The organism is Lentzea alba, assembly GCF_011067745.1.
GTDB lineage: Bacteria > Actinomycetota > Actinomycetes > Mycobacteriales > Pseudonocardiaceae > Lentzea > Lentzea alba.
The window spans coordinates 185371-212048 of the sequence record NZ_JAAMPJ010000017.1 but is presented as its reverse complement, the minus strand read 5'-3'; the positions used below and the strand labels follow the sequence as shown (position 1 = coordinate 212048).

Below are 26678 nucleotides of genomic sequence, written 5' to 3'. Positions count from 1 at the left end.
AGCGTAGATACCGGGGCATGCTGGCGGGGTGAAGCCGTTGATCGTGATCGATGTGGACGGGCCGCTCAACCCGTGGTCGGCCCACCCGAAGCCGGACAACTACCGGCCGTTCGACATCAAGGTCGGCTGGTGGCGCAAGCTCCGCGTCTGGCTCGACCCGGAGCACGGCGACCAGCTGAGACAACTGGCCGAGGAAACCGGGGCCGAACTCGCCTGGGCCACGAGCTGGATGCACCGGGCGAACACCGAGATAGGACCGCGCCTGGGCCTGCCGGAGCTCAAGGTGATCGAGTTCCACGACGAGCACGGCTGGAAGTACCCCGCCGTCGCCCGGTACGCCTACGAACGGCCCCTCGTCTGGTTCGACGACGACTTCGGGCTGCACCCCGAGCGGAACCGGGAGTTCGTCCACAAGCGACGGCATCTGACCACCGCGCTCATCGACGTCGATCCGGGCACCGGGATCTCGGCCCAACATTTGAGTGAAGCGCGGAAAGCATTCAGTGGCAACCCTTAAGACGCCGAGAATTCACGGTAGGAGTCGAGAAGGTCTCAACCGGCGCGGCTGGCTTGACAACGAAAGCCGTCCGCGCGAATCCTCCGCCTGTGCTGAAGCGAGGGAACGTCACCACGAAACTGATTGGCGTCGGCGCGTTGGTGCTGGCGGTGGCTGCATGTGGCGCCCCGCCCGCCAAGGAGACGCCGGCCGGTGCCGCCAACACCGCCAAGTCGGCGAGCGAGCTCGGCGGCATGGACAAGCTGGTCGAGGCCGCCAAGAAGGAAGGCAAGCTCAACGTCATCGCGTTGCCCCCGGACTGGGCGAACTACGGCGAGATCATCAAGGCGTTCGAGGCGAAGTACGGCATCAAGGTCGACTCCGCGCAGCCGGACGCGTCCAGCCAGGAGGAGATCAACGCCGCCAAACAGCTCAAGGGCAACGACCGCGCGCCGGACGTGTTCGACCTCGGGCTGAACGTGGCGCTGGCCAACAAGGACCTGTTCGCGCCCTACAAGGTCAGCACCTGGGACGACATCCCCGCTGAGCTGAAGGAGGCGGACGGCCTCTACTACGGCGACTACGGCGGCTTCATGTCGATCGGCTACGACGCCGCCAAGGTGCCGGCGCCGACGAGCGTGAAGGACCTGCTCAAGCCCGAGTACAAGGGCAAGGTCGCGCTCAACGGCGACCCGACGCAGGCCGGTGCCGCGTTCGCCGGTGTCGTGATGGCCGCGCTGGGCAACGGTGGTTCCGCCGACGACATCGCGCCCGGCGTCGAGTTCTTCAAGCAGCTCAAGCAGGCCGGCAACTTCCAGCCGGTCGACCCGTCGCCCGCGACGATCGAGTCCGGCCAGACGCCGGTCGTCATCGACTGGGACTACACCAACGCCGCCCAGACCGAGAAGCTCAAGGGCAAGATGGACTGGAAGGTCGTCGTGCCGGCCGAGGCGCAGATCGGCGGCTACTACAACCAGGCCATCAGCAAGGACGCGCCGCACCCCGCGGCCGCGCGCCTGTGGCAGGAGTTCCTCTACTCCGACGAGGGCCAGAACCTGTACCTGAAGGGCATGTCCCGCCCGGTTCGCCTGGACAAGATGGGTGACAAGGCGGACAAGGCGGCGAAGGACAAGCTGCCCAAGACCGACGGCAAGCAGGTGTTCCAGACGCAGGCCCAGGCCGACAAGGCCAAGGCCGTTCTCACCGCGACCTGGGCTCAGGCCATCGGATGACCTCCGTCGCTCCGGTAGCGGCGGCAAAGCCCGGCGGTCCCACTCGCAAGAGTGGGGCCGCCGGTCGGCCGTCTGCGGCCGCTTGGCTCGTCGCGGTGCCGTTCCTCGCGTTCGTCGGCATCTTCCTCGTCTACCCCACGGTGCTCGTGCTGTTCGGTGCCTTCCAGGACTCCACCGGCGCGTTCACGCTCGACAACCTCTCAAGCCTGTTCACGGGTGTTGTCTTCGACGCGTTCGTGCGCAGCATCGAACTGTCCGCGCTCACCGCGGTCATCGGCGCGGTCTTCGGCGCGCTGCTCACGTGGGCGATCGCGGTCGGCAACCCCGACGGGATGCTGCGCCGGATCGTCGTCGCGGGTAGCGGTGTGCTCGCCCAGTTCGGTGGCGTGCCGCTGGCGTTCGCGTTCCTCGCGACGGTCGGCTTCGAGGGCCTGGTCACGAAGTTCCTGCGCGACAACGTCGGCATCGACCTGTTCGCCGGCAGCGCGTGGCTGTTCGAACTGCCCGGCCTGACGCTCGTCTACACGTTCTTCCAGATCCCGCTGATGGTCATCGTGTTCCTGCCCGCGCTGGACGGTCTGCGGCCGCAGTGGCGCGAGGCGAACGCGAGCCTCGGCGGCACGAGCTGGACGTACTGGCGCCACGTCGGTGGCCCGATCCTGCTGCCGCCGTTCCTCGGCGCGCTGCTCCTGCTGTTCGCCAACGCCTTCAGCGCCTACGCCACGGCCGCCGCCCTCGTCTCGCAGGGCAGCCCGATCGTGCCGCTGCAGATCCGCGGTTTCCTCACCGGTGAGGTCGTGCTCGGCCAGGAGAACCTGGGCAAGGCGCTGGGCCTCGGCATGGTGATCGTGGTCAGCATCGCGATGGGCGTGAACGTGCTGCTGCAGAGGAGGGTCGCCAAGTGGGTTCGGTAGTGAAGCAGCGCGTCCTGCGCACGATCATCCTGCTGGTCCTCGGCGTCTACTTCATTCTGCCGCTGATCGCGATGGCGGAGTTCTCGACGCGGGGCAGGGGCGGCAGCCGCAGCCTCGAGTCGTGGACGTCGATCGTCGACGACGACGGACTGATGGAAGCGCTCGTCAACTCGCTGCTGCTGTCGGTGACCAGCGCGGTGTTGATGCTGGTGCTGCTCGTCCCGACGATGGCGTGGATCCGGCTCAGGCTTCCCCAGCTGCAGCGGCTCGTGGAGTTCCTCTGCCTGCTGCCTTTGGCGATCCCGGCGATCGTGCTGGTGGTCGGCATGGCGCCGCTCTACGCGTGGGTGAACTACTTCCTCGGCGACTCACCGCTGACGTTGACGTTCGCCTACACGATCCTGGTGCTGCCGTTCGCCTACCGCGCGGTCGACGCCGGACTCGCCGCGATCGACCTCAAGACGCTGGCCGAAGCCGCGCGCAGCCTCGGTGCGTCGTGGTTCACGGTGCTGTGGAAGGTCGTCGTGCCGAACATCCGTGTCGCGCTGATCGGCGCGTCCCTGCTGTCGGTGGCCTTGGTGCTCGGCGAGTTCACCATCGCGTCGCTGCTCAACTTCGACACGCTGCAGGTGCAGGTCAACCTGCTCGGCAAGCGCAACGCGGGTGTGTCCATCGCGGTGTCGTTGCTGTGCCTGATCTTCGCGTTCGTTCTTCTGTTCGCACTTTCTTACGTCGGCCAGCGGCGCCGTCAGACCGTTGCCGAAGAGGAAATCTTGCCGGGGAGTAACTGAGACTATGGGCCACCTGGAACTCAAGGGACTGCGCAAGTCCTTCGGCGGCAACGTCGCGCTGGACGGTCTCGACCTCGACCTGGCCGAGGGCGAACTGGTGTCGCTGCTCGGGCCGTCGGGCTGCGGCAAGACGACGGCGCTGCGGATCGTCGCGGGCTTCGAGACCTCGGACTCGGGCACGGTCACAGTGGGCGGCAAGGACATCACCCGCGTGCCGGCGAACAAGCGGGACATGGGCATGGTCTTCCAGGCCTACAGCCTGTTCCCGAACATGACCGCGGCGCAGAACGTCGCGTTCGGACTCAAGATGCGCAAGAACAGCGATCCGAAGCGCACGTCGGAGCTGCTCGAACTGGTCGGTCTCGGTCACCTCGGTGGCCGGTACCCGCACCAGATGTCGGGTGGTCAGCAGCAGCGCGTCGCTCTCGCGCGTGCGTTGGCGATCCAGCCGCGCGTGCTGTTGCTGGACGAGCCGTTGTCCGCGTTGGACGCGAAGGTCCGCGTGTCGCTGCGTGACGAGATCCGTCGCATTCAGACGGAGCTCGGCATGACGACGCTGTTCGTCACGCACGACCAGGAGGAAGCACTCGCCGTTTCCGACCGTGTGGGCGTGATGTCGCACGGGCGGTTGGAGCAGTTGGACACGCCTTCCGTCGTGTACCGGGAACCGAAGACCGCGTTCGTCGCGCAGTTCGTCGGCGTCACGAACAGCGTTGTGGCCAAGGCGGAGGGGCAGACGGTCGTCGTCAACGGTGTGACGGTCGCGGCGGAGCACGACCAGCCGTCCGGAAGCGACGTTCGTGTCATCGTGCGGCCGGAGGACATCGGCGTTTCCGCACACGCCGGCGATTCGAATGGCAAGATCGTGGGCGATGTGCTGACCCAGTCGTTCCTCGGGCCGGTCACGCGGATCTCGGTGAGGGTGGGCGAGCAGGTCCTGCGGGTCGACCAGCCGTCGAACACCGCGGCCGCTTTCCAGCCCGGCACGCAGGTCGCACTCGACCTCAGTGAGTCACGGATCATGGTGGTGCCTGGATGATCAGAAAGCTCCTCGCGCGCGACACGGCGGAGGCCCACCGGGTCGCGACGCCGTTGGAGCTGTTGTTCGACCTGAGCTTCGTGGTGGCGGTCGCCCAGGCCGCCGCCTCGTTGCACCACGCCGTGTCCGAGAACCACGCCGGCGCCGGCCTGCTGGCGTTCTGCATGGCGTTCTTCGCGCTGTGGTTGCCGTGGCTGAACTTCACGTGGTTCGCCAGCGCGTTCGACAACGACGACACGCTGTACCGGATCATCACGATGTTCCAGATCGCCGGCGTGCTGGTGATCGCGGCGGGCATCCCGGCCGTCTTCGAGCGTCAGGACTACCGGATCGTCGTCGGCGGCTACGTCGTCATCCGGCTCGCGATGGTCGCGCACTGGCTCAGGGCGTCGCGGGACAACCCTTCGCACAAGGGCTGTACGCGTCGCTATGCGGCCGGTATCGCCGGCATGCAGGTGTTGTGGGTGCTGTGGGTCGTCGTCGCGCCGCCGAGCCTGCAGCTGCCGCTGTGGGTGATCTTCATGATCGGTGAGCTGCTGGTGCCGGTCTGGGCGGAGCGCGACCAGGCGACGACGTGGCACCCGCACCACATCGCGGAGCGGCACGGTCTGTTCACGCTGATCGTGCTCGGCGAGTCGATCCTGGCGGCGACGCTCGCGTTCCAGAAGGGCTTCGACAGCGGCGTCAACCTGATCTCGCTCGCGGCGGCATCGCTGATCATCGTGTTCTCCGTGTGGTGGATCTACTTCGAGGCGCCGACCCACCTGCTCTCGCTGAAGAAGGCGTTCCTGTGGGGGTACGCGCACCTGTTCATCCTCGGCTCGATCGCCGCGCTCGGCGCCGGTCTCGCCGCGTCCGTCGACTACGACCTGCACCTCTCGCACGCGCCGGGCACCACGGTCGCCGCGTTCACGACGGTGCCGCTCGCGGTGTTCTTCCTGTGCGTCTGGTACGTGCAGGACTGCCTGGGTCAGTCCGGGCTGCGCAAGTACCTGCTGCCGCTCGGCTCGGTCGCCGTGCTCGCTGCGACGTTCGGACCAGCGCCTATTCACGTCACGGCTGGGATCGCGGCGGTTGTCGTGGTCCTCACGCGCCTGGTGCGATGATCAGTGCATGACCGGTGTTCGTGAACTCCGCCTAGTCGTCACCGCCGCCGACTACGACGAGGCGCTGCGCTTCTACCGAGACGTGCTCGGTCTCGAGCAACGGGCGGCGTTCGCGTCCGACGGCGGGCGGGTCACGATCCTGGAGGCAGGGCGGGCCACCCTGGAGATCACCGACCCGCCGCACGCGGAGTTCATCGACGACGTCGAGGTGGGCAAGCGCGTCGCCGGGCACATCCGGGTCGCGTTCGAAGTGGACGACTCCGCCGCGGTGACCCGTTCGCTGGAAGCCGCCGGTGCCGAGGTGATCGCGGAACCCACGCGCACGCCGTGGAACTCCTTGAACGCGAGGCTCGCCGCGCCCGCCGGGCTGCAGCTGACCCTGTTCCAGGAGCTGGCCGAGTGACGATCTCCGCTGCCGGCTACCGCGATCTCGCGAACCGGGACGTGCTCGCGTGCGCCGTGGTCACGGTCGCCGCGAAGTTACCGATGTCCATGACGCCGCTGATGATGGTGTTCCTGACCAGGGGACTGCCCGGCGGTTACGTGCTGGCCGCGTCGCTGGTCGCGGTCTACGTGCTCGGGGAGGTCCTCGGCGCCGCGCTGCTGGGCCTGTTCCTCGACCCGTCGCGGATGCGCGGCCAGCTGTCGGTCGGCCTGCTCGTCGGTGCCGCGGCGTTCACGACGCTCGCGTTGACCACGAACGTGACGGTGCTGGTCATAGCGGCGTTGGTCGCGGGCGCCGGGCCGTCGACGACACCAGGCGGGCTGCGCGCGATGCTGCTCGGGCTGGTACCGGACTCGTTGGTGCCCAAGGCGATGGGCTTCGACGCCATGATCACGCAGGTGGTGTGGGCGGTGGCGCCCGCGTTGGTCACCGTGCTGGCGTTGAGCGTCGACCACCGGGCGCCCGTCGTGGTGTCGGTCAGTCTGATCGTCGTCGCGGCCTGGCTGGTGTTCATCCTGCCGCGCGGGCACGTGACTTCGCGTTCCGGCACGGCGAAGGTGCGCGTGGTGGCGTCGGCGTGGCCGATCTACCTGGTGAGCGCGGCGGCGCTGGCGCAGCTGGCGGTCGCCGAGCTCGTGCTGCCCGCGTTGCTGGAACACCGGGGCATCGCCATCGGCTGGATCGGGCCGTTGCTCATGGGGTTCGCGGCGTGCAGCGCGCTGGGAGCGGTGCTGTACGGGCTGCGGCCGTGGCCCGGATCGTTGCGGGTGCAGGGTTTGGTGCTGTTGGTGATCACCGCGACCTGTGCCGGCGCGGTGGCGTTGTTCCCGAACCTGCCGGGCATCGCTGGCGCGTTGCTGGCGGCCGGGTTGTTCCAGTCCGGCGTGCTCGTGACGCGGAGCCTGGCGCTGCGCGAACGGCTTCCGGTCGGCGCGCACGCGGCCGGGTTCTCGATGATGTACGCGGTGACCGGCGCGGGTTACGGGCTCACGGCCGTCGTGGTCGCGTGGGCGATGGACGTCGGCTCGCCGATCTGGGCGGTTTTCGGTGGTGTCGCGGTGACCCTGGTCCTGACAGCGATCAGCGCGGCTGCCGAACGCCGGCAGCCGCGCTGATGCTCACCGACTAACCGCGGTAGAAGTTGCCCTGCGTCTGGACGTTGAGCTCGTTCGTGCGGAAGAGCTTCGCGACGAACGTGCGCGGGTCGCGCATGTCGATCACGTCGAAGCCGCGGCCCATCTCCGAGGAGTAGATGTAGCCGTTGTACCAGTAGGTCGACCACGTGCCGCCGCCGGTGTTGTTCGGCATCGGGCCGCGCTCGAAGAAGCCGATCTCACGCGGCTTGCTCGAGTTCGTGAAGTCCCACACCGAGACGCCGCCCTGGTACCAGGACTGCACCATGATGTCCTTGCCGGGCACGGGGATCAGCGAGCCGTTGTGGGCGACGCAGTTCTCCGAGTCCGCCTGCATGCGCGGGATCTTGTAGTAGGACTTGAAGACCAGCTTGCGGTTCTTGCCCTTGCCCACGATGTCGTAGATGCCGTTGGCACCGCGGTTCGGGCCGATCTTCTCGTTGCACGTCGCGGCGCCACCGCCACCGAGCTCGTCGGTGAAGACGACCTTGGTGCCGCTGTTGTTGAACGTGGCCGAGTGCCAGAACGCGAAGTGCTTGTCGTCCTGGACCCGGTTGATCTCCACCAGGTTCTCCCGGTTCGAGATGTCCCACAGCACGCCGTCACCCATGCACGCGCCGGCCGCGAGGTCGAGCTGCGGGTAGACGGTGATGTCGTGGCAACCGGAGGTGGCCGAGGTGTAGCCGGTCTCGATGGTGCCCGGGTTACCGGGGTTGCCGCCGTCCGGGAAGAGCACCGGCGCCTTGAGCAGCGAGGCCTGGGCCGGGTTCTTCACGGGGACCTTGACGATCGAGATCTTGTCGTGCGGCGGCTGGCAGTCCGGGAACGTGGCGTTGGGCGAGTAGGACGAGATGTAGAGGTAGAGGCTCTTCTTGTCCTTGGCCGGCACCAGCGTGTGGGTGTGCGAACCGCAGTCGGTCTCGACGGCGGCGACGTACTTCGGGGCCGCCTTGTCGCTGATGTCGAAGACCTTGATGCCCTCCCACGACTCCTTGATCGTGGCCGGCTGCGACACGCTGTTGCAGGAGTTGTCGCTGCGCGAGGAGTCGGTCGACAGGAACAGCAGGTTCCCGTACACCGAGACGTCGTTCTGCGAGCCGGGGCAGAGCACCTGGCTCTTGATGGACGGCTTCTTCGGGTTGCGGATGTCGTAGATGACGAAGCCGTTGTAGTTGCCGACGAACGCGTAGTTGCCCTGGAAGGCGATGTCGGTCTGCGTCGAGTCGAGCGGAGCCTGCCGGTCCAGGTGGGCGACCGGGACCATGTTGCGGCTGCGGCTGATCTCGTCGACGCCCGGGATGCCGTTGACGGCTTCCGCCTGGGCCTCGAGCTGGCTCTCGCTCAGACCTGCACCGTCGGCGGGAAGGTCGGGATCGGCGGACGCGGGCGCGGTCAACGTTGACAGCGTCAGTGCGAGCGCCCCCAGAACCGCGAACGGCGTTCTGCGCCGCCGGGCCGTTTCGCGTGAAGTCACTGCTTTACCCCCTCAGTACGGGTTGGTGAGGGGGAGTATGACCCTTTCGCCTTGCTAAGGGCCAGCGTCTTTCGGAGGGTATTGTCCGTCCCATGCGTTCTGGGGTTCTGGTCATCGTCGCGGCGTTCGCCCTGTTGGCGGGCTGTACATCGGAGCCGGATGCACCGCCGCTCATCGCGCCGGACACGCCCGGCGGTTCGGCGCCGACGATCGCCCCGTCGGACGCGAGCGGGGCGATCCCGCCGCCGCCCAACGACGCCGACCGCCAGTACGTGGACATGATGATCGTCCACCACGAGCAGGCGCTCGCGATGACGCGGTTCGCCCCCGAGCGGGCGCAGAACGAGACGGTGAAGGGACTGGCCGACCGCATCCGGTACAGCCAGGAGCCCGAGATCGGTGCCATGAAGCAGTGGCAGCGCACGTTCAACATCGTCGGCGGGCACGCCGATCACGGCTCGATGCCGGGCATGGCGACGCAGGAGCAGTTGACCGCGCTGGGGGCCGCGCGCGGCAAGGACTTCGACAAGATGTTCCTGGAACTGATGATCAAGCACCACGAGGGTGCGATCAAGATGGCGACGGACGTGCGCGCGGCCGGCACCAACGTTCAGGTCGAGGAGATGGCGGACGACGTGATCGCCACGCAGTCCGACGAGATCAACCGGATGAAGGCCCTGCTGCCCACGCTGTGAGACGCTCGCGGACGGAGTCGGCCGTGCCGCTGTCGACGTGCTCGTACAACGCCAGCGAGCGCAGCCACGCCTGACGGGCCTGTTCGCGGTTTCCCAGCGCATGCTGGGCGTCACCGAGACCGCGCAGCGCTTCAGCCTCGTCCTCCAGGGAGCCGGTGGTGGCGAGGAGCTCCACGCTGCGTTCGGCCGCGGCGAGCGCGCCCGGCAGGTCGCCGAGGTTGCGCCGTGCCTTGGCGACGCTGTCCAGTGCCGCGGCTTCGAACAGCGGCTCTCCCAGGTCCTGCAGCATGGCCACCGCCCGCTCGCAGTGCTCGACGGCGCTCCGGTGGTCGCCCAGTTCGCCGCTGAACCAGCCGACCATGTTGAGCGACGCGGCGACTCCGAAGGCGGATCCCGCCTCCTCTGCCAGTGCCAGCGCCTGGTGTGCGGCGTCCAGCGCCTCGGCGTGGCGTCCTTGGTCGCCGTACAGCAGGGTGAGCACCTCGTAGACGGTGCCGATGGACTCGATGTCGTCCAGGGCGCGGTAGTCGTCCATCGCCTCGTGCATCACCCTCACCGCCTCGTCGACCTGTCCGACGCGGCGGTAGGCGCGGCCCAGCGACTCACGCATCCGGGATCGGGCGTAGACGTCGTCGAGCCGGATGGCCGCCGCCAGTGCGATCTTGGCGATGTCCGTCCACTCGTGCCTGCGGCCCACGTGGTCGAGAACGTTGGTCAGGCACCACGTCAGCTGCCACGCGGAGGTGTCGAGGCCCGCGTGTGCCGCTATCGGGACCAGACCGATCAGCACGGCGAGCTCGGCCTCGAGCCAGCTCCAGCCCTGTTCCGCGTCGATGGCCTCCGGGGTCACTCCCGGCAGCGGGTCGGTCAGCGGCAACGTCCTGTGCGAGAGGCGCAGCGTCTGCGTTGTGCGGTAGGCACTGTGCACGTAGTGGTCGAGCAGATGGCGCAGTGCGTCGCGCCGTTCGTTCTCGTCCGGGAGCTCGCGGGCGAAGAGCCGGACGAGGTCGTGGAAGTAGTAGCGCCCGTTCTCCGTCCGCTGCAGCAGGTGGGCGTCGGTGAGCTCGTCGAGCTCGGATGACGTGGCCCCGAGACTGACCACGGCCGCCGCGGAGAAGTCCGGGCCGGGGTGTGTGCCGAGCAGCCGGAACAGCCGGGCGGCCGCCGGGCTGAGGTGCTGGTACGACCACGAGAACGCGGCGCGCACGCTGGTCATCTCCTCGCCGGTGTCGAGGAAGTCGAGCCTGGTCTGCTCGTCGGCGAACTCGTCGGCCAGCGTGATGAGCGGGAGCTGGGCGTCCGAGGCCGCGCGCGCCGCGACGACGGACAGCGCCAGCGGCAGACCGCCGCACAGCTCGACCAGACGGGCGAGCGCCTCGGGTTCCGCGGCTGCGCGCTCGGCGCCGATGCGGGCTGTGACCAGGGCCGCGGCTTCGGCGTGACCAAGCGTGCCGAGGCGCAGCGCGCGTGCCCCGGCGAGGTCGCTCATCCGGTCGCGGCTCGTGATGATGACCTGGCAGCGGTCGCCGCCCGGCAGCAGCGGGCGCACCTGGTCGGCGTCGCGGGCGTTGTCCAGCAGGAGCAGCAGACGCTTGGCGGAGACGAGGTCGCGGTAGAGCTCGGCCTGGGCGATGTCGTCGTCCGGCATGCGTTCGTTCGGCACACCCAACGCCGCGAGGAAACGCCGGATCGCCTCCTGCGGCCGCACGGGCTCGGCCGCCGGGTCGAACCCGCGCAGGTTGACGTGGAGCTGGCCTTCGGGAAAGCGGTCCGCCGCCCGGTGTGCCCAGCGCATCGCCAGCGCGGTCTTGCCGACGCCGGCGGCGCCGCTGACCGCGGAGATCACCAGCGGTCCGCGCGCGGCGTCCAGCTCGTCGAGCTCGTGGGCGCGGCCGACGAACTGTGTCGGTGGCGCGGGGATCTGTTTCGGGATGACCAGTTTTCGTTGCGCCGCTCGGCGTTCCTCGACGAGCGCGGACACCTCGGTGCGCACCCACTCCGAGTCGATCTCGGCGAGAGCGGGACCGCGCCACAGCTGCAACGCCTCGGCGAACTGGCCCTGCTCGCACAGTTCGCGGAACGTGAGCAGGTCGAGGTCGTCCGGCTCGGCCACGTAACCGGTGCCGACCGTGCGCACGCAGTTCGCCTCGCCCAGTGCGGTGCGCAGCCTCATCACGACCTGGCGCAGTGCCCCGATGCTGCCGCCGTCCGGCCAGGCCCGTTTGATGAGGTCGTCAGCAGGGACGACCTCGTTGGGGCACAACAGGAGAACGGTGAGCACTGCCTGGCAGCGCCCGGCGGGTACCGCTACTTCACGTCCGTCCACTTCGACCGCGAGCGGACCGAGCACCTTGAACGACACATGGCGAGTATCGACTACTGCTCGGTGCGTTGTTGCGGCAACACCATGTCCTCGGCGTGCTGGAAGGTCTCGACGGCGTTGCCCGTGACGTGCCGGGCGATGCCGCGGTTGCGCCTGTGCGCCTCGCGGAACGAGTCGGAGGCGACCCAGGCGCGGAAGTGCTCCTCGGACTCGAACTCGTTGACCGACACGTACGGCTGGTCTTCCTTCGTCGGCTTGAGCAGCGTGCTGCGCAGCAGGCCGGGGACGCCGGGCAGGTACGTGCGCATGTTGTCGCGGAAGTGGTCCTCGAACTCGGCTGCCCGCTCGGCAGGGACGAACAGGCGGTTCGTCGCGATGAACATGTGGGTCCTCCCCGATTCCGACGCTCTGTCGGGAACTATTCCAACACACCGTCGGGAAAGCAAGCGCGATACGATCCCGGGGTGCCGAGGATCAGTGCCGACACCGTTGCGGAGCACCGCGCCAACCGGTTGCGCGCCCTGCTGGACGCGGGGCGGGACATCGTGGCGACCGAGGGAGCGGAGGCGCTGACGCTCGCGTCGCTCGCCAGACGCGTCGGGTTGTCCCGGCCGAGCCTCTACGAGTACTTCCGGTCGCGCGAGGAACTGGTCGCGGCGATCGTGTCCGACGCGCTGCCGGAGTGGGCGGACAAGCTGGAGGACGCGGTCAACAGCGCCGAGTCCGTGCCGGAGAAGATCGAGGCGTACCTGCGCACCGAGCTGGCGATCATCACCGACGGCAGCCACGGGGCCGTGGTCGCGTTGTCCGCGCACACGCTGCCGGACGCGTCGCGTGAGCAGATCAGGGCCGAGCACGAACGGTTGCTGGCGCCGTTGGTCGGTGTCTTCAAAACGGCCGGGGTGCAGCGCGCGCCGTTGCGGGCGATGCTGGTGCACGCCATGGTCGAGGCGACGTCCCGGATGATCACGCCGGGCCGCAACGAGCACAACGAGGCCGTCATCCAGACGCTGCTCGACCAGGTCGTGCACGGGCTGGACCAGCGCATCAGCTGAACGGGACCACCTGGCCGTCGCGGACGAGCTCGCCGTGGTGCTCGGGCTCGACCGGGTTCAGGGCGAGGTCCAGCAACGCGGTCGCGGCCTGCGCCGGGGTGGGCGCGGTGCTGACGTCCCACCACAGCGCGGACGTGGGTGTGTTGATCATTCCCGGGCAGACGGCGGCGATCAGGACGCCCCGTCGTTCGTCGCTTTGCCTGCGTTGGTGTGCGAGCACGCGAACCGCGGCGACCTGGCCGATCTTGGACGGGATGTTGACGAAGGCGGGCCACGCGCCCGCGCGGCCTTCTTTCGTGCTGTCGCGCCAGTTCGCGATCTGCTCGTCGATCTCGTCCAAAGAGGACGGTTCGGTGAACCGCTTGTGCAGCACCGGTGCGAGGTGGTGGAGCGTGCCCAGTGAGCTGGCGACCACGAGCAACCTGCCGTTGTCGTTGAGGATCGGCGCGAAGGCTCGGAGCAGCCTCGTGGTGCCGAAGTTGTTGACCTGGGTGTAGGTGTCGATGATCTCGCGCGGGTTGTCGTCGGGGCCGATGCGCATGACGGCGTTGCCGAAGACGATGTCGATGCCGCCGTGGCGTTCTCCGAGCTGCCGGGCGAGTTCGGTCGCGGCGTCGGGGTCCGCGACGTCGAGGAGTTCGCCGCGGACCCTGGCGCGGCCCTGCACGGTCTGGACGGCGGCGCTGACCCGGTTCCTGTCACGGCCGGTGAGGTAGACGGTGTCGGTGGGCTCCAGCCGTTGCGCGAGTCCTTCGACCAGGGCGCGGCCGAGGCCCTGGGTGGCGCCGGTGACGAGTGCGACTGTCATGACCCGAAACTAGGCCGATGCCGGTCATGCGAGTAGCGAAAGAATCTCAACCGGGGTATGCGTAGACGTCATGGCCTTCACCGACGCGTCGCTGGTCGCTCTCCGGGTGTTCCGCGAGGCGGCCGAGCGGGGCACGCTGACCGCGGCGGCCACCGCGCTCGGGTACACGCAGTCGGCCGTGTCGCGGCAGATCGCGGCGCTGGAACGGGCAGCGGGGAGCCCGTTGCTGGAGCGGCGTCACGACGGTGTCCGGCTCACCGCGGCCGGGCGGCTCGTGTTGCGGCACGCGGCGCTCGTGGTCGACCAGGTCGACGCGGCGGCGCGCGAACTGGCCGGGCTGCCGGGGGAGGACGAGAGCAAGGTTCGGCTCGGGTGGTTCGCCACGGCCGGAGCGTGGCTGGTGCCTCAGGCGCTGGTGTCGTTGGGGCGGACGCATCCGTCCATCAGCGTTGTGACGCGTGAGGGCAGCACACCGGCGTTGGTGCGTGCGTTGCGTGCGGGCACGTTGGACGTTGCGTTGATCGCGTCGTCACCGCCGTTTCGTGCGCCCGACGACGAGACGCCCGCGCTGGAGACCGAGGTGTTGGTCGAACGTAGCCTGCGGGTGGCGTTTCCGGCTGCACATCCGTTGGCGCGCAACGACTTCGTCGACCTCGTGGAGCTGCGGGGACAGCGCTGGATCGCCGGACCGGGCGATCCGCTGGTGATGGGGGTGTGGCCGGGACTGGGCGAGCGGCCCGTCGTCGCGCACACCGCCCGTGACTGGCTGGCGAAGCTGCAGCTGGTCGCGGCGGGGCTGGGGATCACGACGGTGCCCGCCGCGCTCGTGGTGCCGGACGGAGTGCGGGTCCTGCCCGTCCGGGACGGGCCAGCCGAACAGCGCCGGATTCTGCTGGCGCGGCTGCCCGGACCGGTGCCGGAGCCTGTTGCGCGGTTGGCCGGCGCGCTGCGTGCCGCCGTTCTGGAGACTGAGCAGCGGCATCAACCGATTGGTTGATCCGGGTGTCGCCGGCTGTTCGATGATCTTCTTGTGGTGCTGCCCGATCGTTGGTGGCATGGCAATCATCGAAGTGCGCGACCTCGGCAAGAGGTACGGGCCGAAGATCGCGGTGGACGCGGTGTCCTTCGAGGTCGCCGAGGGGGAGATCTTCGGCATCCTGGGGCCGAACGGGGCCGGCAAGACGACGACCGTCGAGTGCGTGGCGGGGCTGCGCAAGGCGGACCGGGGGAGCGTGTCCGTGCTGGGGCGGGCGCCCGCGGACGTGCGGTCGGCGATCGGGGTGCAGCTGCAGTCGTCGGAACTTCCCGAACGGATTCGGGTCAGCGAGGCTTTGTCGCTGTTCTCGTCGTTCTACCCGACGCCGGCGGACTGGTCCGCCCGGCTGGGGCTGTCGGCGCATCTGAAGGCGGAGTTCGGGCAGCTGTCCGGTGGGTTGAAGCAGCGGCTGTCGATCGCGCTGGCGTTGATCGGGTCGCCACGGGTGGCGATTCTCGACGAGCTGACGACGGGGCTGGACCCGCAGGCGCGGCGGGACACGTGGTCGGTCATCGAGGAGGTGCGCTCGGCCGGCGTGACGATCGTGCTGGTCACGCACTTCATGGAGGAGGCCGAGCGGCTCTGCGACCGGGTGGCGGTGTTTCGCGACGGACGGATCGCCGCGCTGGACACGCCTTCCGGACTGGTGTCGCGGGTGGACGGGTCGACGCGCGTGAGGTTCGTGCCTTCCGTTGCGCTGGACGTGACGCTGCTGGAGGCGCTGCCGGAGGTCACCGGCGTTTCGTCGGTGGGGGAGCAGATCGTCGTCAGCGGGTCGGAGAACCTTGTGCACGCGGTGACTTCTTTGTTGGCGCGCAAGCAGATCGTGGCGCGGCAACTCCGCGTCGACCAGGTTTCGCTGGACGACGCCTACGTCGAGCTGACCGGGGGTAGTGGTGCTGAAGATCATTGAGGTGGAAGCTCGGCTGTTCGTTCGCGATCGGCTGAACTCGTTGTTCTCGCTGTTGTTCCCGTCCCTGTTGCTCTTGGTGTTGGGGGCCGTGCCTGCTTTGCGCACGCCCGCGCCGGAGTTCGGCGGGCTTCGGTTCATCGACGGCTACATGTCGTCGTTGGTCGTGCTCACGTTGGTGTTCATCGGGTTGCAACGCCTGCCGGCGGTCGTGGCGACGTACCGGGAGAAGGGTGTGTTGCGCCGGCTGTCCACGACGCCCATGCATCCGGCGCGGTTGCTCGTGGGACAACTGGTGGTCAACTTCGCCGCGGCGATCTTGTCGGTGCTGCTCACCATCCTGGTCGGGTACGTCGTTTTCGGCGTCGACCTGCCTCACCATCCACTCGGCCTGGCGTGTGCCGTGGTGCTGGGAGGCGCGGGGACGTTCGCGCTGGGCCTGGTGATCGCCGCACTGGCCCCGAACGCGCGGACGGCCGGTGGCTGGGCGACGGTGGTGTTCATGCTGCTGATGTTCTTCGGCGGCGTGTACCTGCCGCGGTTCATGCTGCCCTCGGTGGTTCAGGCGATCGGCTCGTACACGCCTCCCGGTGTGGAGGCGCTGCAACAGGCGTGGCTCGGCAGCGCGCCGGACTGGAGGCATCTCGCGATCATGGGGCTGGTGAGCCTCGTGGCGGGTACCGTCGCGGCCAGAACGTTCCGCTGGGGGTAGCTCGTGGACATGGCCGCCTTGGACAGGTGGGAGCGCAGGCTCGCATTCATCGCGCACGGGATCCCGTACTTCGTGCTGACCGTGACCACGGTGATGTACTCGATCTTCACCGTGCACTCGGCCTCGGAGCGTTGGGTCACCTACGGCATGGTGGCGTTCGGTTACGCGTGGATGGCGTGGTGGTTCACGCTGCACCCCGCGTGGCACAGCCGTGCGGAACTCATGGCCGTGTTCGTCGGCGGCATGGTCCTGTTCTACGGCGTGCTGGGCTTGCGCGAGCAGGTGTTCGGCGCGGTGTCGTACGCGGTCTACATCTACGCGAGCGAACTGCTGCGCGGCCGCTGGATGTTCTTCGTGGTGGCGCTGACGGCCGTGCTGGCGACGTTGTCGTTGTTCGGCGGCTACCCACCCGCGGCGGAGAGGCCTGCCTTCTGGCTGCTGGCGCTGGTGTTCGTGGTGCTCGCGTGCACCTTCACGTTCGTCGGCCACGTGACAACCGAACAGTCCCGCCTGCGCAAGGAACTGCTGGAGGAGAACGAGGGCCTCCACGCCCAACTGCTGGTGCAGGCGCACGAGGCGGGCGTGCAGGACGAGCGGCACCGCATGGCCCGCGAGATCCACGACACGCTGGCCCAAGGCCTGACGGGCATCATCACGCAACTGTCGGCGGCCACCGCCTCCGACTGGGAACGCCGCGTGTCGGTGTCGGCCGACCTGGCGCGCTCGAACCTGGCCGAAGCCCGCCGCTCGGTGCACGCGCTCCGCCCGCCCGCGCTGGACTCCGCGGCCCTGCCCGAAGCGCTCGACGAGGTGGCCTCGGGGTGGTCCACGGTCTACGGCGTGCCGGTGTCGGTCACGCTGACCGGTTCCGTGCGCGTGATGCACCCCGAGGTAGAGGTCGCCCTGCTGCGCACGGCCCAGGAAGCCCTGGCGAACGTGGCCAAGCACGCCTCAGCGTCGCGCGTCGGCCTGACCCTGTCGTACATGGACGACGTGGTGACCCTGGACGTGCGCGACGACGGGGTGGGCTTCGACCTCGCCACGCCGTCGCAGGGCTTCGGGCTGTCGGCGATGCGGCACCGCGTGCACCGGTTGTCCGGGGCGCTGTTCGTGGAGTCGGAGCCGGGCGCGGGGACGGCGGTCTCGGCGCGGGTGCCGGCGTGAGTGATGCGGTGGACGGCAGCGGGGGGCCCGGCGTGAGTGGTGTGGCGGGATCGCGGAGGTGGGGCGTGGATCTGGTGTGTTCGGCGTGCGGGGGCGGCTTTGCTGCCCGCCGCGGCGTCATGACGGTGCGGGTGCCCGCGTGATCCGGCTGGTCATCGTCGACGACCACCCCGTGGTCCGCGACGGGTTGCGCGGCATGCTCGCCGCGGCCGACTTCAAGGTCGTGGGCGAGGCCGCGTCGGGCGACGAGGCCGTCGCCGTCGTCACGGCGGTGTCGCCGGACGTCGTGCTCATGGACCTGCGCATGCCTGGGAGCGACGGGCTGTCCGCGATCGAACGTCTGCGTGGCCACCCGTGCCGGGTGCTGGTGCTCACCACCTACGACACGGACCGGGACGTGTTGCCGGCCATCAAGGCCGGGGCCACCGGCTACCTGTTGAAGGACACCCCGCGCGACGAGTTGCAGCGGGCCATCCGGTCCGCTCACGCGGGCGAGGCCGTGTTGTCGCCCGCGGTGGCGACGCGGCTGCTGGGGCAGGTGCGCGAGCCGGCGACCGAGGCGTTGTCCACTCGGGAGCTCGACGTGTTGACGCTGGTCGCGAAGGGGTCCACGAACCGGGCGGTGGCGGCGGCGCTGTTCATCAGCGAGGCGACGGTGAAGACCCATCTGCTGCACGTCTACGCGAAGCTCGGGGTCTCGGATCGGGCGGCGGCCGTCGCGGTGGCGTACGAGCGCGGGCTGCTGCGGAGCCGGGAGCGGTGAGATCCCCCCGCGGCGGGACCGACCGAAGTTGGTCCCGCCGCCTGCGGCAACTCCCCCTTGCCACTCCCTCACCCCTCGCGATGTAAGAACTCCCGCCAGTCACCCAGATACGAGATGTCTCGGATGTCACCCGATTGGAGCAGTGACGGGTCGGACAGGACGGCGTCGCGCAGGACGGTGGCGAGGGCGGCGCTGCCGTCTTCCAGTTCGATCACGCCGATCTCCAGCTCCGGGGGTTCGGCGGGGACCAGGTGGTCGCGCAGGACTTTCAGCGGCAGGTCGTAGAGCTCACCGACGACGGACGCCGACCCCGACTCGTGCATCGCGGGGAACTTCCCCCGCACCGAGAAGTAGCGGTATTTGGCCGCACTGCGCGCCCGGCACACCATCGGCGTGCCCTGCAGCTGGGAGTGCAGCGGTCCGCCCCGCATGCCGCCGCCGTTGAGAAAGATCAGTGCCATGACTCTCCTGGGTCCGGTGGATGGGCGAGGACAGTGAGGACAGCGGCAGCCCGGTGCCGCCGTGGCGCAGGGCCACCAGTTCGGCGGCGATGGACACCGCGGTCTCCGCCGGGCTGCGGCCGCCGAGGTCGAGGCCGATCGGTGAACGCAGCCGGGACAGCGCCGCGCTGGGCACACCCGCTTCCAACAGCCGGTCGAGGCGTTCCGCGTGGGTGCGGCGGGAGCCCAGCGCGCCGACGAAGGCCAGCGGCATCGACAACGCCTGCGAGAGCACTGGGATGTCGAACTTCGGGTCGTGGGTCAGCACCACCACGGCGGTGTCGGAATCGGTGTGGGTACGAGCGAGGTAGCGGTGCGGCCAGTCGACGACCACGGAGTGCGCCGCCGGAAAACGTTCAACGGTCGCGAAGATCGGGCGGGCATCGCACACCGTCACGTGGTAGCCGAGGAAACGCCCGATCTCGGCCACGGCGGCGGCGTGGTCGATGGCGCCGAACACCAGCAGGCGTGGTGGTGGCATCCAGGATTCGGTGAACACACGGTCCTCATGAGAAAAGCACACCGACACCGGGTGTCCGTCCACAGAGGCCTGAAGTGCCGCGCGCAACGAAGGACTGTCGCGCTGCACCAGGACGTCCAACGAGCCGCCGCACGTCAGGCCGACGGAGAACGCCGTGTCGTCGGAGTAGCCGAACGTCGCCAAGGCAGGCTCAGAGGTCGACAGCACCGTGCAGGCCAGGTCGTACACCTCGGCCTCCACGCAGCCGCCGGACACGCTGCCGATCACCTCACCCGACGGGCCGACCGCCATCGCGGCGCCGACCGGGCGTGGTGCGCTGCCCCGCACGGCCACCACCGAGGCGACCGCGAACCGGTCCCACGACAGCAGGGTTGAAGCCAGGTCCCGCATCGAGTCTCCCAATCTGAGGTTCGGCCGGGTGGCCGCCCGGCCGAACCTCGGCGCGTCACTTGCCGGTGATCACGTCCACGCCGAAGTACACGGCGAACATCAGGGCCAGGCCGGTCATCAGCCAGCCCGGCCAGCGGCCCTTGCAGACGCGCAGCACGACGTAGGACACGAGGCCCGCGCCGATGCCGTTGGTGATCGAGTAGGTGAACGGGATGATCGCCACCGTCAGGAACACCGGGATGGTGAAGTCCGTGTCCTGCCACGGGATTCGGCGGATCTGGGTCATCATCAGACCGCCGATCACCACCAGGGCCGGAGCCGCGGCCTGGGCGGGCACGACGGTGGCCAGCGGCGTGAAGAGCAGCGCCACCAGGAACAGACCGCCGGTGACCACCGAGGCCAGGCCGGTTCGGGCGCCTTCGCCAACGCCCGCCGCCGACTCCAGGAACACGGTGTTCGGGGCCGAACCCGTGACGCCACCGGCGATCGCGCCGGCACCGTCCACCATCAGGATCTTGCCCATACCCTCCACGCGACCGTCACGGGTGAGGCCCGCCTCGTCGGACACCGAGGTGATGGTGCCCATCGCGTCGAAGAAGCCCGACAGCACGAGGGTGAACAGGAAGATCGTCGCGGCGATCACGCCGGCCGACACGAACCCGCCGAACAGGTCGACCCGGCCGAACAGCCCGAAGTCCGGTGAGCCCACCACGGACGAGGGCAGCGTGGGCGTCACCAGGCCCCAGCCCTTGATCGTGAACACCGAGTTCACCACCACGGCCACCGCGGTCGCGACGACGATGCTGATCAGGACGGCGCCGGGGACACCGCGGGCCATCAGCACGATCATCAGCAGCAGGCCGAGGCAGAAGATCACGATCGGCCAGCCGCTCAGGTGGCCGTCCACGCCCATGCGGACCGGGACCGTGGACCCGACGGCATCGGGCGTGCGGGTCACGAACCCGGCGGAAACCAGTCCCACCAACGCGATGTAGAGGCCGATGCCCACGGTGATCGCGATCTTCAACGGCTCGGGGATCGCGTTGATGATCCGTTCGCGGACACCGGAGGCGGCCATGATCACGATGCACACGCCTTCGAGCACCACCAGACCGAAGGCCTGCGCCCACGTCATGGTCGGCGCCATCTGGAACGCCACCACGCCGTTCACGCCGAGTCCGGCGGCGATCGCCAGCGGGGCGTTGCCCACCAGTCCCATCAGGACGGTCATCACGCCGGCCGCCAGCGCGGTGGCGGTGGTGATCTCGGCGATGGTGAGCTTGGCGCCGGTGATGTCGGCGGACGCACCGAGGATCAGCGGGTTCAGCAGCACGATGTACGACATCGCGACGAAAGTCGTTATGCCGCCCCGAACTTCACGGCCCAAGGAGCTGCCACGTTCGGTGATGCGGAAGAACTGGTCGAGGGCCGACGTCGATTGTCGGCTCCGTAACTGAGTCATGGAGGACGGCCTTTCCCATGCCGGTGGGCGCGTTCCAACGCCGGAACGCGTTTGTGCGATGCAGCTCCGGTCAGCTAGACAGGCTTGTGGCCGTCAGTAATCGATACGGTTTGTGAGGGACATCCACGCGGTAAACGGGGCGTTGTCCTCGCCTGTGGAGATCTGGAGTACGGGCAGGTCCCATTCGGAACGGGGCTTGCTGAAGAGTTCGTAGAACTCGCGGTCGTCGAACCCGGCCGCCGCCGCGTCGTCGCGGTCGGCGGCGTAGATGACCTTGTCCACCCGCGCCCAGAGCGCCGCGGACAAGCACAGGGGACACGGCTCGCACGACGAGATGAGCGTGCAGCCGGTCAACTTGAAGTCACCGAGCACCTGGCAGGCCGCGCGGATCGCGACGACCTCGGCGTGGGCGGTGGGATCCAAAGCAGGCGTCACCTGGTTGACGCCGGTGGCGATGACCTGACCGTCGCGGACGATCATCGCGCCGAACGGGCCGCCGCCGGAGGCCACGTTGCGGGTGGCCAGGTCGATGGTGGCGAGCAGATGTGCGTTCACAGCAACAAACTCCAGAAACTCAGGTACCGGTGAGGTGTTCCGGGCGGACCGGGACGCGGGTGAGCGCCAGGCCGGTCGCCGCGCGGATCGCCGCCACGATCGCCGGGGTCGACGAGATGGTGGGCGGTTCGCCGACGCCGCGGATGCCGTACGGGGCATGGGGATCGGCGAGCTCGAGCACGTCGATGCTCATCGGCGGCATGTCGAGCACGGTGGGAATCAGGTAGTCGGTGAAGGACGGGTTGCGCACCTTGCCGCCGGAGGTCTGGATCTCCTCCATCACCGCGAGGCCGAGGCCCTGGGCGGAACCGCCCTGGATCTGACCCACCACGGCCTGTGGGTTCAACGCGCGACCCACGTCCTGCGCGCAGTCCAACGAAACCACGCGCACCAGGCCGAGCTCGACGTCCACGTCGACGACCGCGCGGTGTGCGGCGAAACCGTACTGGACGTGCGCGTTGCCTTGTCCGGTCTCGGGATCCAACGGCTCGGTCGCGCGGTGCCGCCACTCGACGGTCTCGTCGATCACCTCGGAGCCGATGTCCGTCCGACCGTCCAAACGAGACCGAACGACAGCGCAAGCGGCCTTCACGGCACCGCCGGTCACGTAAGTCTGGCGTGACGCGGAGGTGGAGCCGCCGTTGCCGATCGTGGTGTCCATCGGCAGCACGGTCACGCGCTGGATGCCGAGCTCGGTCCGCACGATCTGCTGCATGATCGTCACCAGGCCCTGACCGACCTCACACGCAGCGGTGTGCACGGACGCGGCCAACGAGCCGTTGACCATCGACACCCGCACCCGAGCGGTCGAGTAGTCGTCGTAGCCTTCGGAGAAGCAGATGTTCTTGATGCCGACGGCATAACCGACACCACGCACGACACCCTCGCCGTGCGTGGTGTTCGAGACACCACCGGGCAGTTCGCGGATGTCAGAAGACGTTCCCGCCGGCAGGGGCTTGTCCTGCACCAGCTTCAGCAGTTGCGCGACGGGCGCGGCCGAGTCGACCACCTGCCCGGTCGGCATGACCGAACCTTCGGTCATCGCGTTGCGCACACGGACGTCCACGGGCGACATGCCCAGCGCTTCGGCCAGCTTGTCCATCTGCGACTCGTAGGCGAAACCCGCTTGAACAGCACCGAACCCACGCATCGCACCGCATGGCGGGTTGTTCGTGTAGACGCCGTACGCGTCGACGGTCACGTTGTCGACCTCGTACGGACCGACGCCCAACGTCGCCGCGTTGGCCACCACAGCGGGGGTGGAGGAGGCGTAAGCACCGCCGTCCAAGTACATCCGCGTACGGACGTAGACCAGCTTGCCGGTGTGGTCGGCGCCGTGCTCGTAGTACAGCACGGCCGGATGCCGGTGCACGTGCCCGTAGAACGACTCTTCGCGGTTGTAGACCATCTTCACGGGCTTGCCGGTGTGCAGCGCCAGCAGACAGGCGTGCACCTGCATCGACAGGTCCTCACGGCCACCGAACGCGCCACCGACACCGGACAACGTCAGCCGCACCTGCTCCTGCGGCAACCCCAGCGCGGCCGCGATCTGGTCGCGGTCGACGTGCAGCCACTGCGTCGCGATGTACAGGTCGACCGAGCCGTCCACCGCCGGCACCGCGAGCCCGGACTCCGGCCCGAGGAACGCCTGGTCCTGCATCCCGACCTCGTACCGGCCGGTGACCACGACGTCGGCGGTGACGTCCTGCGCACCACGCCGGATCGGCACGTGCCGCACCAGGTTCCCACCGGGGTGCAGCGGGGTGTCGTCGACCGCGGTTTCCATGTCCACCACGGGTTCCAGCACGTCGTAGGTCACGACGATCTTCTTCATGGCCCGCAGCGCGGTTTCCGGGTGGTCGGCGCCTACCAGCGCGATCGGCTCACCCTGGTAACGCACGACGTCGACCGCCAGCACCGGCTGGTCCTTGTGCTCCAACCCGTACAGGTTGCGCCCCGGCACGTCCGAATGCGTCAGCACCGCGTACACGCCCGGCACCTTCAACGCCTCGGTGATGTCCACTGACGTGATGCGGGCATACGGGTGCGGCGAGCGCAGGGTCGCACCCCAGATCATGTCCTCGTGCCACAGGTCGGACGCGTAGGCGAACTCGCCGCGCACCTTCAGGTTGCCGTCCGGGCGCTGCGGCGACGTCCCGATGCCACCCGACACCGCGGAGGTGAGTTCGGCGGGAGTGAGGGTCATCGCGCTGCCTCCTGAAGCTTCAGACTGGCGGCGGTGAGGTCACGCGCCAGCTCGTCGGTCGACGCCGTCAGCAGGACCCCGTCCCGCACGACGACCCGGCCGCCCACGATCAACAGTTTCAACGGCGGGGGAGTGCCCAGCACCAACGCAGCCACCGGGTCCGCGATGCCCGCGTAGTCCATTCCGGACAGATCCCACACCGCGAGGTCCGCCACCTTGCCCGGCTCGATCGAGCCCAGCGAGTCGGAGCGGCCCAGCACCTGGGCCCCGCCCATGGTGCCCATCCACAACGCCTTGCGGGCGTCCAGCGCCCGCGGCCCGCCCCGCTGACGTGCCTGGTACAGCGCCGAACGCAGCTCGACCACCAGGCCACCGTCCTCATTGGACGCCGCGCCGTCGACCCCGAGCCCGACCGGCGCACCCGCGTCGAGCAGGTCGCGCACCGGCGCGATCCCGGTGCCCAGCCGCCCGTTGGACGTCGGACAGTGCGCGGAACCCGTGGACGTGGCCCCGAGCCGCTTCACCGCGTCGGCGTTCAGATGCACGGTGTGCGCGAGCCACACGTCGGAACCCAGCCAGCCGAGCTGCTCGGCGTACTCGGTCGGCGTGCACCCGTTCTCCGCCAGGCACTGCTCTTCCTCGTCCAGCGTCTCGGCGAGGTGCGTGTGCAGCCGGACCCCGTGCCGGCGTGCCAAAGACGCAGCCCCGGTCATCAGCTCCTTCGACACCGAGAACGGCGAGCAGGGCCCGACGGCCACGCGCACCAGCGCGTCGTCGGCGGTCGAGTGGTGGTCAGCGATCGCCTGCTCGGTCGCGATCAACGCGGCCTCGGTCTCCTCGACCAGGTTGTCCGGCGGCAACCCGCCGGAGGACTGCCCCCGGTCCATCGACCCGCGGATCGCCTCCAGCCGGATTCCGATCCGCCGCCCCGCCGACACCAGCGCGTCGAACACGTCACCGCCACCGGACGGGAAGACGTAGTGGTGATCAGCGGCCAAGGTACAGCCGGTCAACGCGAGCCGCGCGAGCCCGGCCGAAGCCGCCGCGTGCGTCACCGCGTCGTCCAGCCCGCGCCACACCGGGTACAACGTGGTCAGCCACTCGAACAACGTCGCGTCCTGGGCCAGCCCGCGCGTCGCCCACTGGTACAGGTGGTGGTGGGTGTTGATCAACCCAGGCGTGACCAGGCACGACGACGCGTCGACATAGGTGTGCGACTCGTCAGGCCGAGCCGCCGGACCCGACCCGACCGAGACAATCCGCCCGTCATCGACGACGACGTGCCCGGACAAGTGCTCGGTCCCGGCCGAATCCACAGTGGACACCGCACAGCGGTCGAGGACGATCATCGGCGCGACGCCGCCAATCGCACGGCGTCCAGGATCTTCTCGTACCCCGTGCAACGGCACAGGTTCCCGGCGAGCGCCTCGCGGATCTCCGGATCGGACGGCGACGGCACGCGGTCCAGCAGGTCGTGCGCCGCCACGACGAGACCGGGCGTGCAGAACCCGCACTGCACCGCGCCCGCCTCGACGAACGCCTCCTGCACCGGGTCCAGCTCGTCCCCGGAAGCCAGTCCCTCGACCGTCCGCACGGAACGGTCCTGCGCCTGCCCGGCCGCGACCAGGCACGCACACACCGGCACGTTGTCCAGGTACACCGTGCACGAACCGCATTCACCCTGCTCGCAGGCGTTCTTCGAGCCGGGCAGCCCGAGCCGTTCGCGCAGCATGAACAGCAGCGACTCGCCTTCCCAGACGTCGTCGGCCTGGCGCTGCTCGCCGTTGACCGTCACGTTCACGCGCATGCCTTTTCCCCGTCCAAGAGTTCCTGCCAGGCCCAGCCGAGTGTCCGTCGTGCCATCACGGCGAGCGCGTGCTTGCGATAGGCAGCCGAGCCGCGCACGTCGTCGATCGGCGACGCGGCGCGCGAGACCAGCTCCCCGAACTCGCGCTTCACCGAGTCCAGCAACGGCTTCGGCGAGGCGAAGTCCAGCGCGGAAGCCAGGAACTGCTCGGCTTCGAGCGCCCGGCGCGGTGTGGGAGCCGCGGAACCGACCGCCGCGCCGACCCGGTTCTCCGCGGGGAACAGCGAGATCGCGAACGAGCACACCGCGATCACCATGGCGTTGCGCGTGCCGACCTTGGAGAACTGTTGTGGCCCCTTGGCAGGCGCCAGGTGAACCGCCACGATCAGCTCGTCCGGCTCCACCGCGTTGCGCTTGACGCCCAGGTAGAAATCAACTGCCGGGATCATCCGTGTCCCGCGCACGGAGGCCACCTCGATCACCGCGTCGGACGCCAGCAGCACCGGGTGCGTGTCCCCGGCGGGGGAGGCCGCGCCGAGGTTGCCGCCGACCGTGCCGCGGTTGCGGATCTGCGGCGAGCCGACCGTTCGTGAAGCCATCGCGAGGCCGGGAAGCTGGGCACCGAGCTCCTCGATGATCCGCACGTACGGCACGCCCGCGCCGACGCGCAGGCCGTCGGACCACTCGCTCAGTTCGGGAATCCGGGTCAGGTCGAGCAGCGCGGCTGGCCGGCGGTGGTCGTAGTTCAGCTCCACCATGACGTCCGTGCCGCCGGCGATCGGCACGGCGTCCGGCCGGGAGGCCTTCAGCTCCAACGCCTCCGCAAGCGTTTCCGGTCGAAGGAAATCCATCGTCAGCTACCTCGGTAGGTGGAGTAGGCGAACGGCGACAGCAGCAGCGGCACGTGGTAGTGCTGCGCCGGATCGGAGTAGTCGAACGTGAGCACGACCTCGGGGAAGAACGGCGCGGCCTGCGCCGTGTCGAACACCAGCCGGTACACGCCGGCCTCCAGACCTTCACCCCATCCGGTGATCCGGCCGTCGGCGTTCGTCTCGGCGTTCGCCACCTCGGTCCCGTCGCGGCGCTGCAGCGACACGGCGATGCCGGCGAACGGCCTGCCGCGTGCCGCGTCCAGCACATGCGTGGAGATCGTCACTCGCCCTCCCATCTGGTTGTGAGTC

The 26678-nt window shown here is 69.0% G+C and carries 28 protein-coding genes; 15 read left to right on the top strand and 13 right to left on the bottom strand.

Annotated elements, in window-relative coordinates; translation table 11 throughout:
* Positions 1-28 precede the first annotated feature (28 nt).
* From G7043_RS43545 to G7043_RS43510, 8 genes are all read left to right on the top strand, one after another.
* Positions 29-517, top strand: coding sequence for an HAD domain-containing protein (locus tag G7043_RS43545; protein ID WP_166054831.1), 489 nt, complete (start codon positions 29-31; stop codon positions 515-517).
* An 89-nt stretch (positions 518-606) separates the two neighbouring features.
* On the top strand, positions 607-1728 hold the full coding sequence (locus G7043_RS43540) for an ABC transporter substrate-binding protein (RefSeq protein WP_313888381.1): 1122 nt from the start codon (positions 607-609) through the stop codon (positions 1726-1728).
* Between the two features lie 95 nt (positions 1729-1823).
* Entirely contained in the window at positions 1824-2642 is an 819-nt protein-coding gene (locus tag G7043_RS43535; RefSeq protein WP_313888380.1) for an ABC transporter permease, read from the top strand.
* Positions 2630-3433: an ABC transporter permease gene (locus G7043_RS43530; protein ID WP_313888379.1), complete on the top strand. Its 804-nt coding sequence runs from the start codon at positions 2630-2632 to the stop codon at positions 3431-3433. Before G7043_RS43535 ends, G7043_RS43530 begins: the two co-directional genes overlap by 13 nt.
* A 4-nt stretch (positions 3434-3437) precedes the next feature.
* Positions 3438-4472 (top strand): ABC transporter ATP-binding protein, encoded by a 1035-nt coding sequence (locus G7043_RS43525; RefSeq protein WP_166054827.1) that lies wholly within the window; start codon positions 3438-3440, stop codon positions 4470-4472.
* Positions 4469-5578: a low temperature requirement protein A gene (locus G7043_RS43520; RefSeq protein WP_166054825.1), complete on the top strand. Its 1110-nt coding sequence runs from the start codon at positions 4469-4471 to the stop codon at positions 5576-5578. Before G7043_RS43525 ends, G7043_RS43520 begins: the two co-directional genes overlap by 4 nt.
* 7 nt (positions 5579-5585) lie before the next feature.
* Complete coding sequence (locus G7043_RS43515; protein WP_166054823.1) at positions 5586-5981, top strand: VOC family protein; 396 nt, start codon at positions 5586-5588, stop codon at positions 5979-5981.
* Entirely contained in the window at positions 5978-7138 is a 1161-nt protein-coding gene (locus tag G7043_RS43510; RefSeq protein ID WP_207312493.1) for an MFS transporter, read from the top strand. Before G7043_RS43515 ends, G7043_RS43510 begins: the two co-directional genes overlap by 4 nt.
* A gap of 10 nt (positions 7139-7148) precedes the next feature.
* Here the strand turns inward: G7043_RS43510 and G7043_RS43505 are convergent, their stop codons facing one another.
* Positions 7149-8630: an LVIVD repeat-containing protein gene (locus G7043_RS43505; RefSeq protein WP_390829550.1), complete on the bottom strand. Its 1482-nt coding sequence runs from the start codon at positions 8628-8630 to the stop codon at positions 7149-7151.
* A 92-nt stretch (positions 8631-8722) separates the two neighbouring features.
* Here G7043_RS43505 and G7043_RS43500 point away from each other — a divergent pair, with 92 nt between their 5' ends.
* A complete protein-coding gene (locus G7043_RS43500; RefSeq protein ID WP_166054821.1) occupies positions 8723-9325 on the top strand; it encodes a DUF305 domain-containing protein in 603 nt (200 codons plus the stop codon).
* Here G7043_RS43500 and G7043_RS43495 read toward each other — a convergent pair.
* Entirely contained in the window at positions 9291-11687 is a 2397-nt protein-coding gene (locus G7043_RS43495; protein WP_166054819.1) for a tetratricopeptide repeat protein, read from the bottom strand. The genes G7043_RS43500 and G7043_RS43495 overlap by 35 nt on opposite strands.
* Positions 11688-11701: 14 nt before the next feature.
* Entirely contained in the window at positions 11702-12031 is a 330-nt protein-coding gene (locus tag G7043_RS43490; protein ID WP_166054817.1) for an antibiotic biosynthesis monooxygenase family protein, read from the bottom strand.
* An 81-nt stretch (positions 12032-12112) separates the two neighbouring features.
* Here G7043_RS43490 and G7043_RS43485 point away from each other — a divergent pair, with 81 nt between their 5' ends.
* The gene (locus G7043_RS43485) at positions 12113-12703 is read left to right on the top strand and encodes a TetR/AcrR family transcriptional regulator (RefSeq protein ID WP_166054815.1); all 591 of its coding nucleotides are present in this window, start codon (positions 12113-12115) and stop codon (positions 12701-12703) included.
* On the opposite strand, the gene G7043_RS43480 is transcribed toward G7043_RS43485, so the two are convergent.
* A complete protein-coding gene (locus G7043_RS43480; RefSeq protein WP_166054813.1) occupies positions 12696-13511 on the bottom strand; it encodes an SDR family NAD(P)-dependent oxidoreductase in 816 nt (271 codons plus the stop codon). The genes G7043_RS43485 and G7043_RS43480 overlap by 8 nt on opposite strands.
* Before the next feature lie 70 nt (positions 13512-13581).
* Between G7043_RS43480 and G7043_RS43475 the strand changes: the two genes are divergently transcribed.
* The 5 genes from G7043_RS43475 (at position 13582) to G7043_RS43455 (ending at position 18096) form a co-directional block, all read left to right on the top strand.
* Entirely contained in the window at positions 13582-14508 is a 927-nt protein-coding gene (locus G7043_RS43475; RefSeq protein ID WP_166054811.1) for a LysR family transcriptional regulator, read from the top strand.
* Between the two features lie 58 nt (positions 14509-14566).
* On the top strand, positions 14567-15460 hold the full coding sequence (locus G7043_RS43470) for an ABC transporter ATP-binding protein (protein ID WP_166054809.1): 894 nt from the start codon (positions 14567-14569) through the stop codon (positions 15458-15460).
* Positions 15444-16169, top strand: coding sequence for an ABC transporter permease (locus G7043_RS43465; protein WP_313888378.1), 726 nt, complete (start codon positions 15444-15446; stop codon positions 16167-16169). Before G7043_RS43470 ends, G7043_RS43465 begins: the two co-directional genes overlap by 17 nt.
* Before the next feature lie 9 nt (positions 16170-16178).
* Positions 16179-17333, top strand: a complete 1155-nt coding sequence (locus G7043_RS43460; RefSeq protein ID WP_166054805.1) for a sensor histidine kinase — start codon at positions 16179-16181, stop codon at positions 17331-17333.
* Positions 17334-17472: 139 nt separating this feature from the next.
* Positions 17473-18096: a response regulator transcription factor gene (locus G7043_RS43455; RefSeq protein ID WP_313888377.1), complete on the top strand. Its 624-nt coding sequence runs from the start codon at positions 17473-17475 to the stop codon at positions 18094-18096.
* 68 nt (positions 18097-18164) lie between these two features.
* Here the strand turns inward: G7043_RS43455 and G7043_RS43450 are convergent, their stop codons facing one another.
* From G7043_RS43450 to uraH, 9 genes are all read right to left on the bottom strand, one after another.
* The gene (locus G7043_RS43450; protein ID WP_390829561.1) at positions 18165-18500 is read right to left on the bottom strand and encodes an allophanate hydrolase-related protein; all 336 of its coding nucleotides are present in this window, start codon (positions 18498-18500) and stop codon (positions 18165-18167) included.
* Complete coding sequence (locus G7043_RS43445; RefSeq protein ID WP_166054801.1) at positions 18385-19467, bottom strand: XdhC family protein; 1083 nt, start codon at positions 19465-19467, stop codon at positions 18385-18387. The genes G7043_RS43450 and G7043_RS43445 overlap by 116 nt, the downstream gene beginning before the upstream one ends.
* Before the next feature lie 55 nt (positions 19468-19522).
* On the bottom strand, positions 19523-20929 hold the full coding sequence (locus tag G7043_RS43440; RefSeq protein WP_166054799.1) for an NCS2 family permease: 1407 nt from the start codon (positions 20927-20929) through the stop codon (positions 19523-19525).
* A 93-nt stretch (positions 20930-21022) separates the two neighbouring features.
* Entirely contained in the window at positions 21023-21484 is a 462-nt protein-coding gene (locus G7043_RS43435) for a nucleoside deaminase (protein WP_313888376.1), read from the bottom strand.
* A 19-nt stretch (positions 21485-21503) separates the two neighbouring features.
* Positions 21504-23690, bottom strand: a complete 2187-nt coding sequence (locus tag G7043_RS43430; protein ID WP_166054798.1) for a molybdopterin cofactor-binding domain-containing protein — start codon at positions 23688-23690, stop codon at positions 21504-21506.
* Positions 23687-25039, bottom strand: coding sequence for an 8-oxoguanine deaminase (locus G7043_RS43425; RefSeq protein WP_166054796.1), 1353 nt, complete (start codon positions 25037-25039; stop codon positions 23687-23689). Before G7043_RS43425 ends, G7043_RS43430 begins: the two co-directional genes overlap by 4 nt.
* Positions 25036-25497 carry a (2Fe-2S)-binding protein gene (locus G7043_RS43420; protein WP_166054793.1) on the bottom strand — a complete coding sequence of 154 codons (462 nt, stop codon included), beginning with the start codon at positions 25495-25497 and terminating at the stop codon, positions 25036-25038. The genes G7043_RS43425 and G7043_RS43420 overlap by 4 nt, the downstream gene beginning before the upstream one ends.
* Positions 25488-26348, bottom strand: a complete 861-nt coding sequence (locus G7043_RS43415; RefSeq protein WP_166054791.1) for an FAD binding domain-containing protein — start codon at positions 26346-26348, stop codon at positions 25488-25490. Before G7043_RS43415 ends, G7043_RS43420 begins: the two co-directional genes overlap by 10 nt.
* A gap of 2 nt (positions 26349-26350) precedes the next feature.
* A complete protein-coding gene (uraH, locus tag G7043_RS43410) occupies positions 26351-26665 on the bottom strand; it encodes a hydroxyisourate hydrolase (protein ID WP_166054789.1) in 315 nt (104 codons plus the stop codon).
* Between the last annotated feature and the right edge of the window lie 13 nt (positions 26666-26678).

Excerpts from the sequence above, each read along its gene's own strand:
- G7043_RS43525 (WP_166054827.1), top strand. The coding sequence starts at position 3,438 with ATGGGCCACCTGGAACTCAAGGGACTGCGCAAGTCCTTCGGCGGCAAC.
- G7043_RS43520 (WP_166054825.1), top strand. The coding sequence starts at position 4,469 with ATGATCAGAAAGCTCCTCGCGCGCGACACGGCGGAGGCCCACCGGGTC.
- G7043_RS43515 (WP_166054823.1), top strand. The coding sequence starts at position 5,586 with ATGACCGGTGTTCGTGAACTCCGCCTAGTCGTCACCGCCGCCGACTAC.
- G7043_RS43500 (WP_166054821.1), top strand. The coding sequence starts at position 8,723 with ATGCGTTCTGGGGTTCTGGTCATCGTCGCGGCGTTCGCCCTGTTGGCG.
- G7043_RS43490 (WP_166054817.1), bottom strand. The coding sequence starts at position 12,031 with ATGTTCATCGCGACGAACCGCCTGTTCGTCCCTGCCGAGCGGGCAGCC.
- G7043_RS43480 (WP_166054813.1), bottom strand. The coding sequence starts at position 13,511 with ATGACAGTCGCACTCGTCACCGGCGCCACCCAGGGCCTCGGCCGCGCC.
- G7043_RS43475 (WP_166054811.1), top strand. The coding sequence starts at position 13,582 with ATGGCCTTCACCGACGCGTCGCTGGTCGCTCTCCGGGTGTTCCGCGAG.
- G7043_RS43470 (WP_166054809.1), top strand. The coding sequence starts at position 14,567 with ATGGCAATCATCGAAGTGCGCGACCTCGGCAAGAGGTACGGGCCGAAG.
- G7043_RS43460 (WP_166054805.1), top strand. The coding sequence starts at position 16,179 with ATGGCCGCCTTGGACAGGTGGGAGCGCAGGCTCGCATTCATCGCGCAC.
- G7043_RS43445 (WP_166054801.1), bottom strand. The coding sequence starts at position 19,467 with ATGCGGGACCTGGCTTCAACCCTGCTGTCGTGGGACCGGTTCGCGGTC.
- G7043_RS43440 (WP_166054799.1), bottom strand. The coding sequence starts at position 20,929 with ATGACTCAGTTACGGAGCCGACAATCGACGTCGGCCCTCGACCAGTTC.
- G7043_RS43430 (WP_166054798.1), bottom strand. The coding sequence starts at position 23,690 with ATGACCCTCACTCCCGCCGAACTCACCTCCGCGGTGTCGGGTGGCATC.
- G7043_RS43425 (WP_166054796.1), bottom strand. The coding sequence starts at position 25,039 with ATGATCGTCCTCGACCGCTGTGCGGTGTCCACTGTGGATTCGGCCGGG.
- G7043_RS43420 (WP_166054793.1), bottom strand. The coding sequence starts at position 25,497 with ATGCGCGTGAACGTGACGGTCAACGGCGAGCAGCGCCAGGCCGACGAC.
- G7043_RS43415 (WP_166054791.1), bottom strand. The coding sequence starts at position 26,348 with ATGGATTTCCTTCGACCGGAAACGCTTGCGGAGGCGTTGGAGCTGAAG.
- uraH (WP_166054789.1), bottom strand. The coding sequence starts at position 26,665 with ATGGGAGGGCGAGTGACGATCTCCACGCATGTGCTGGACGCGGCACGC.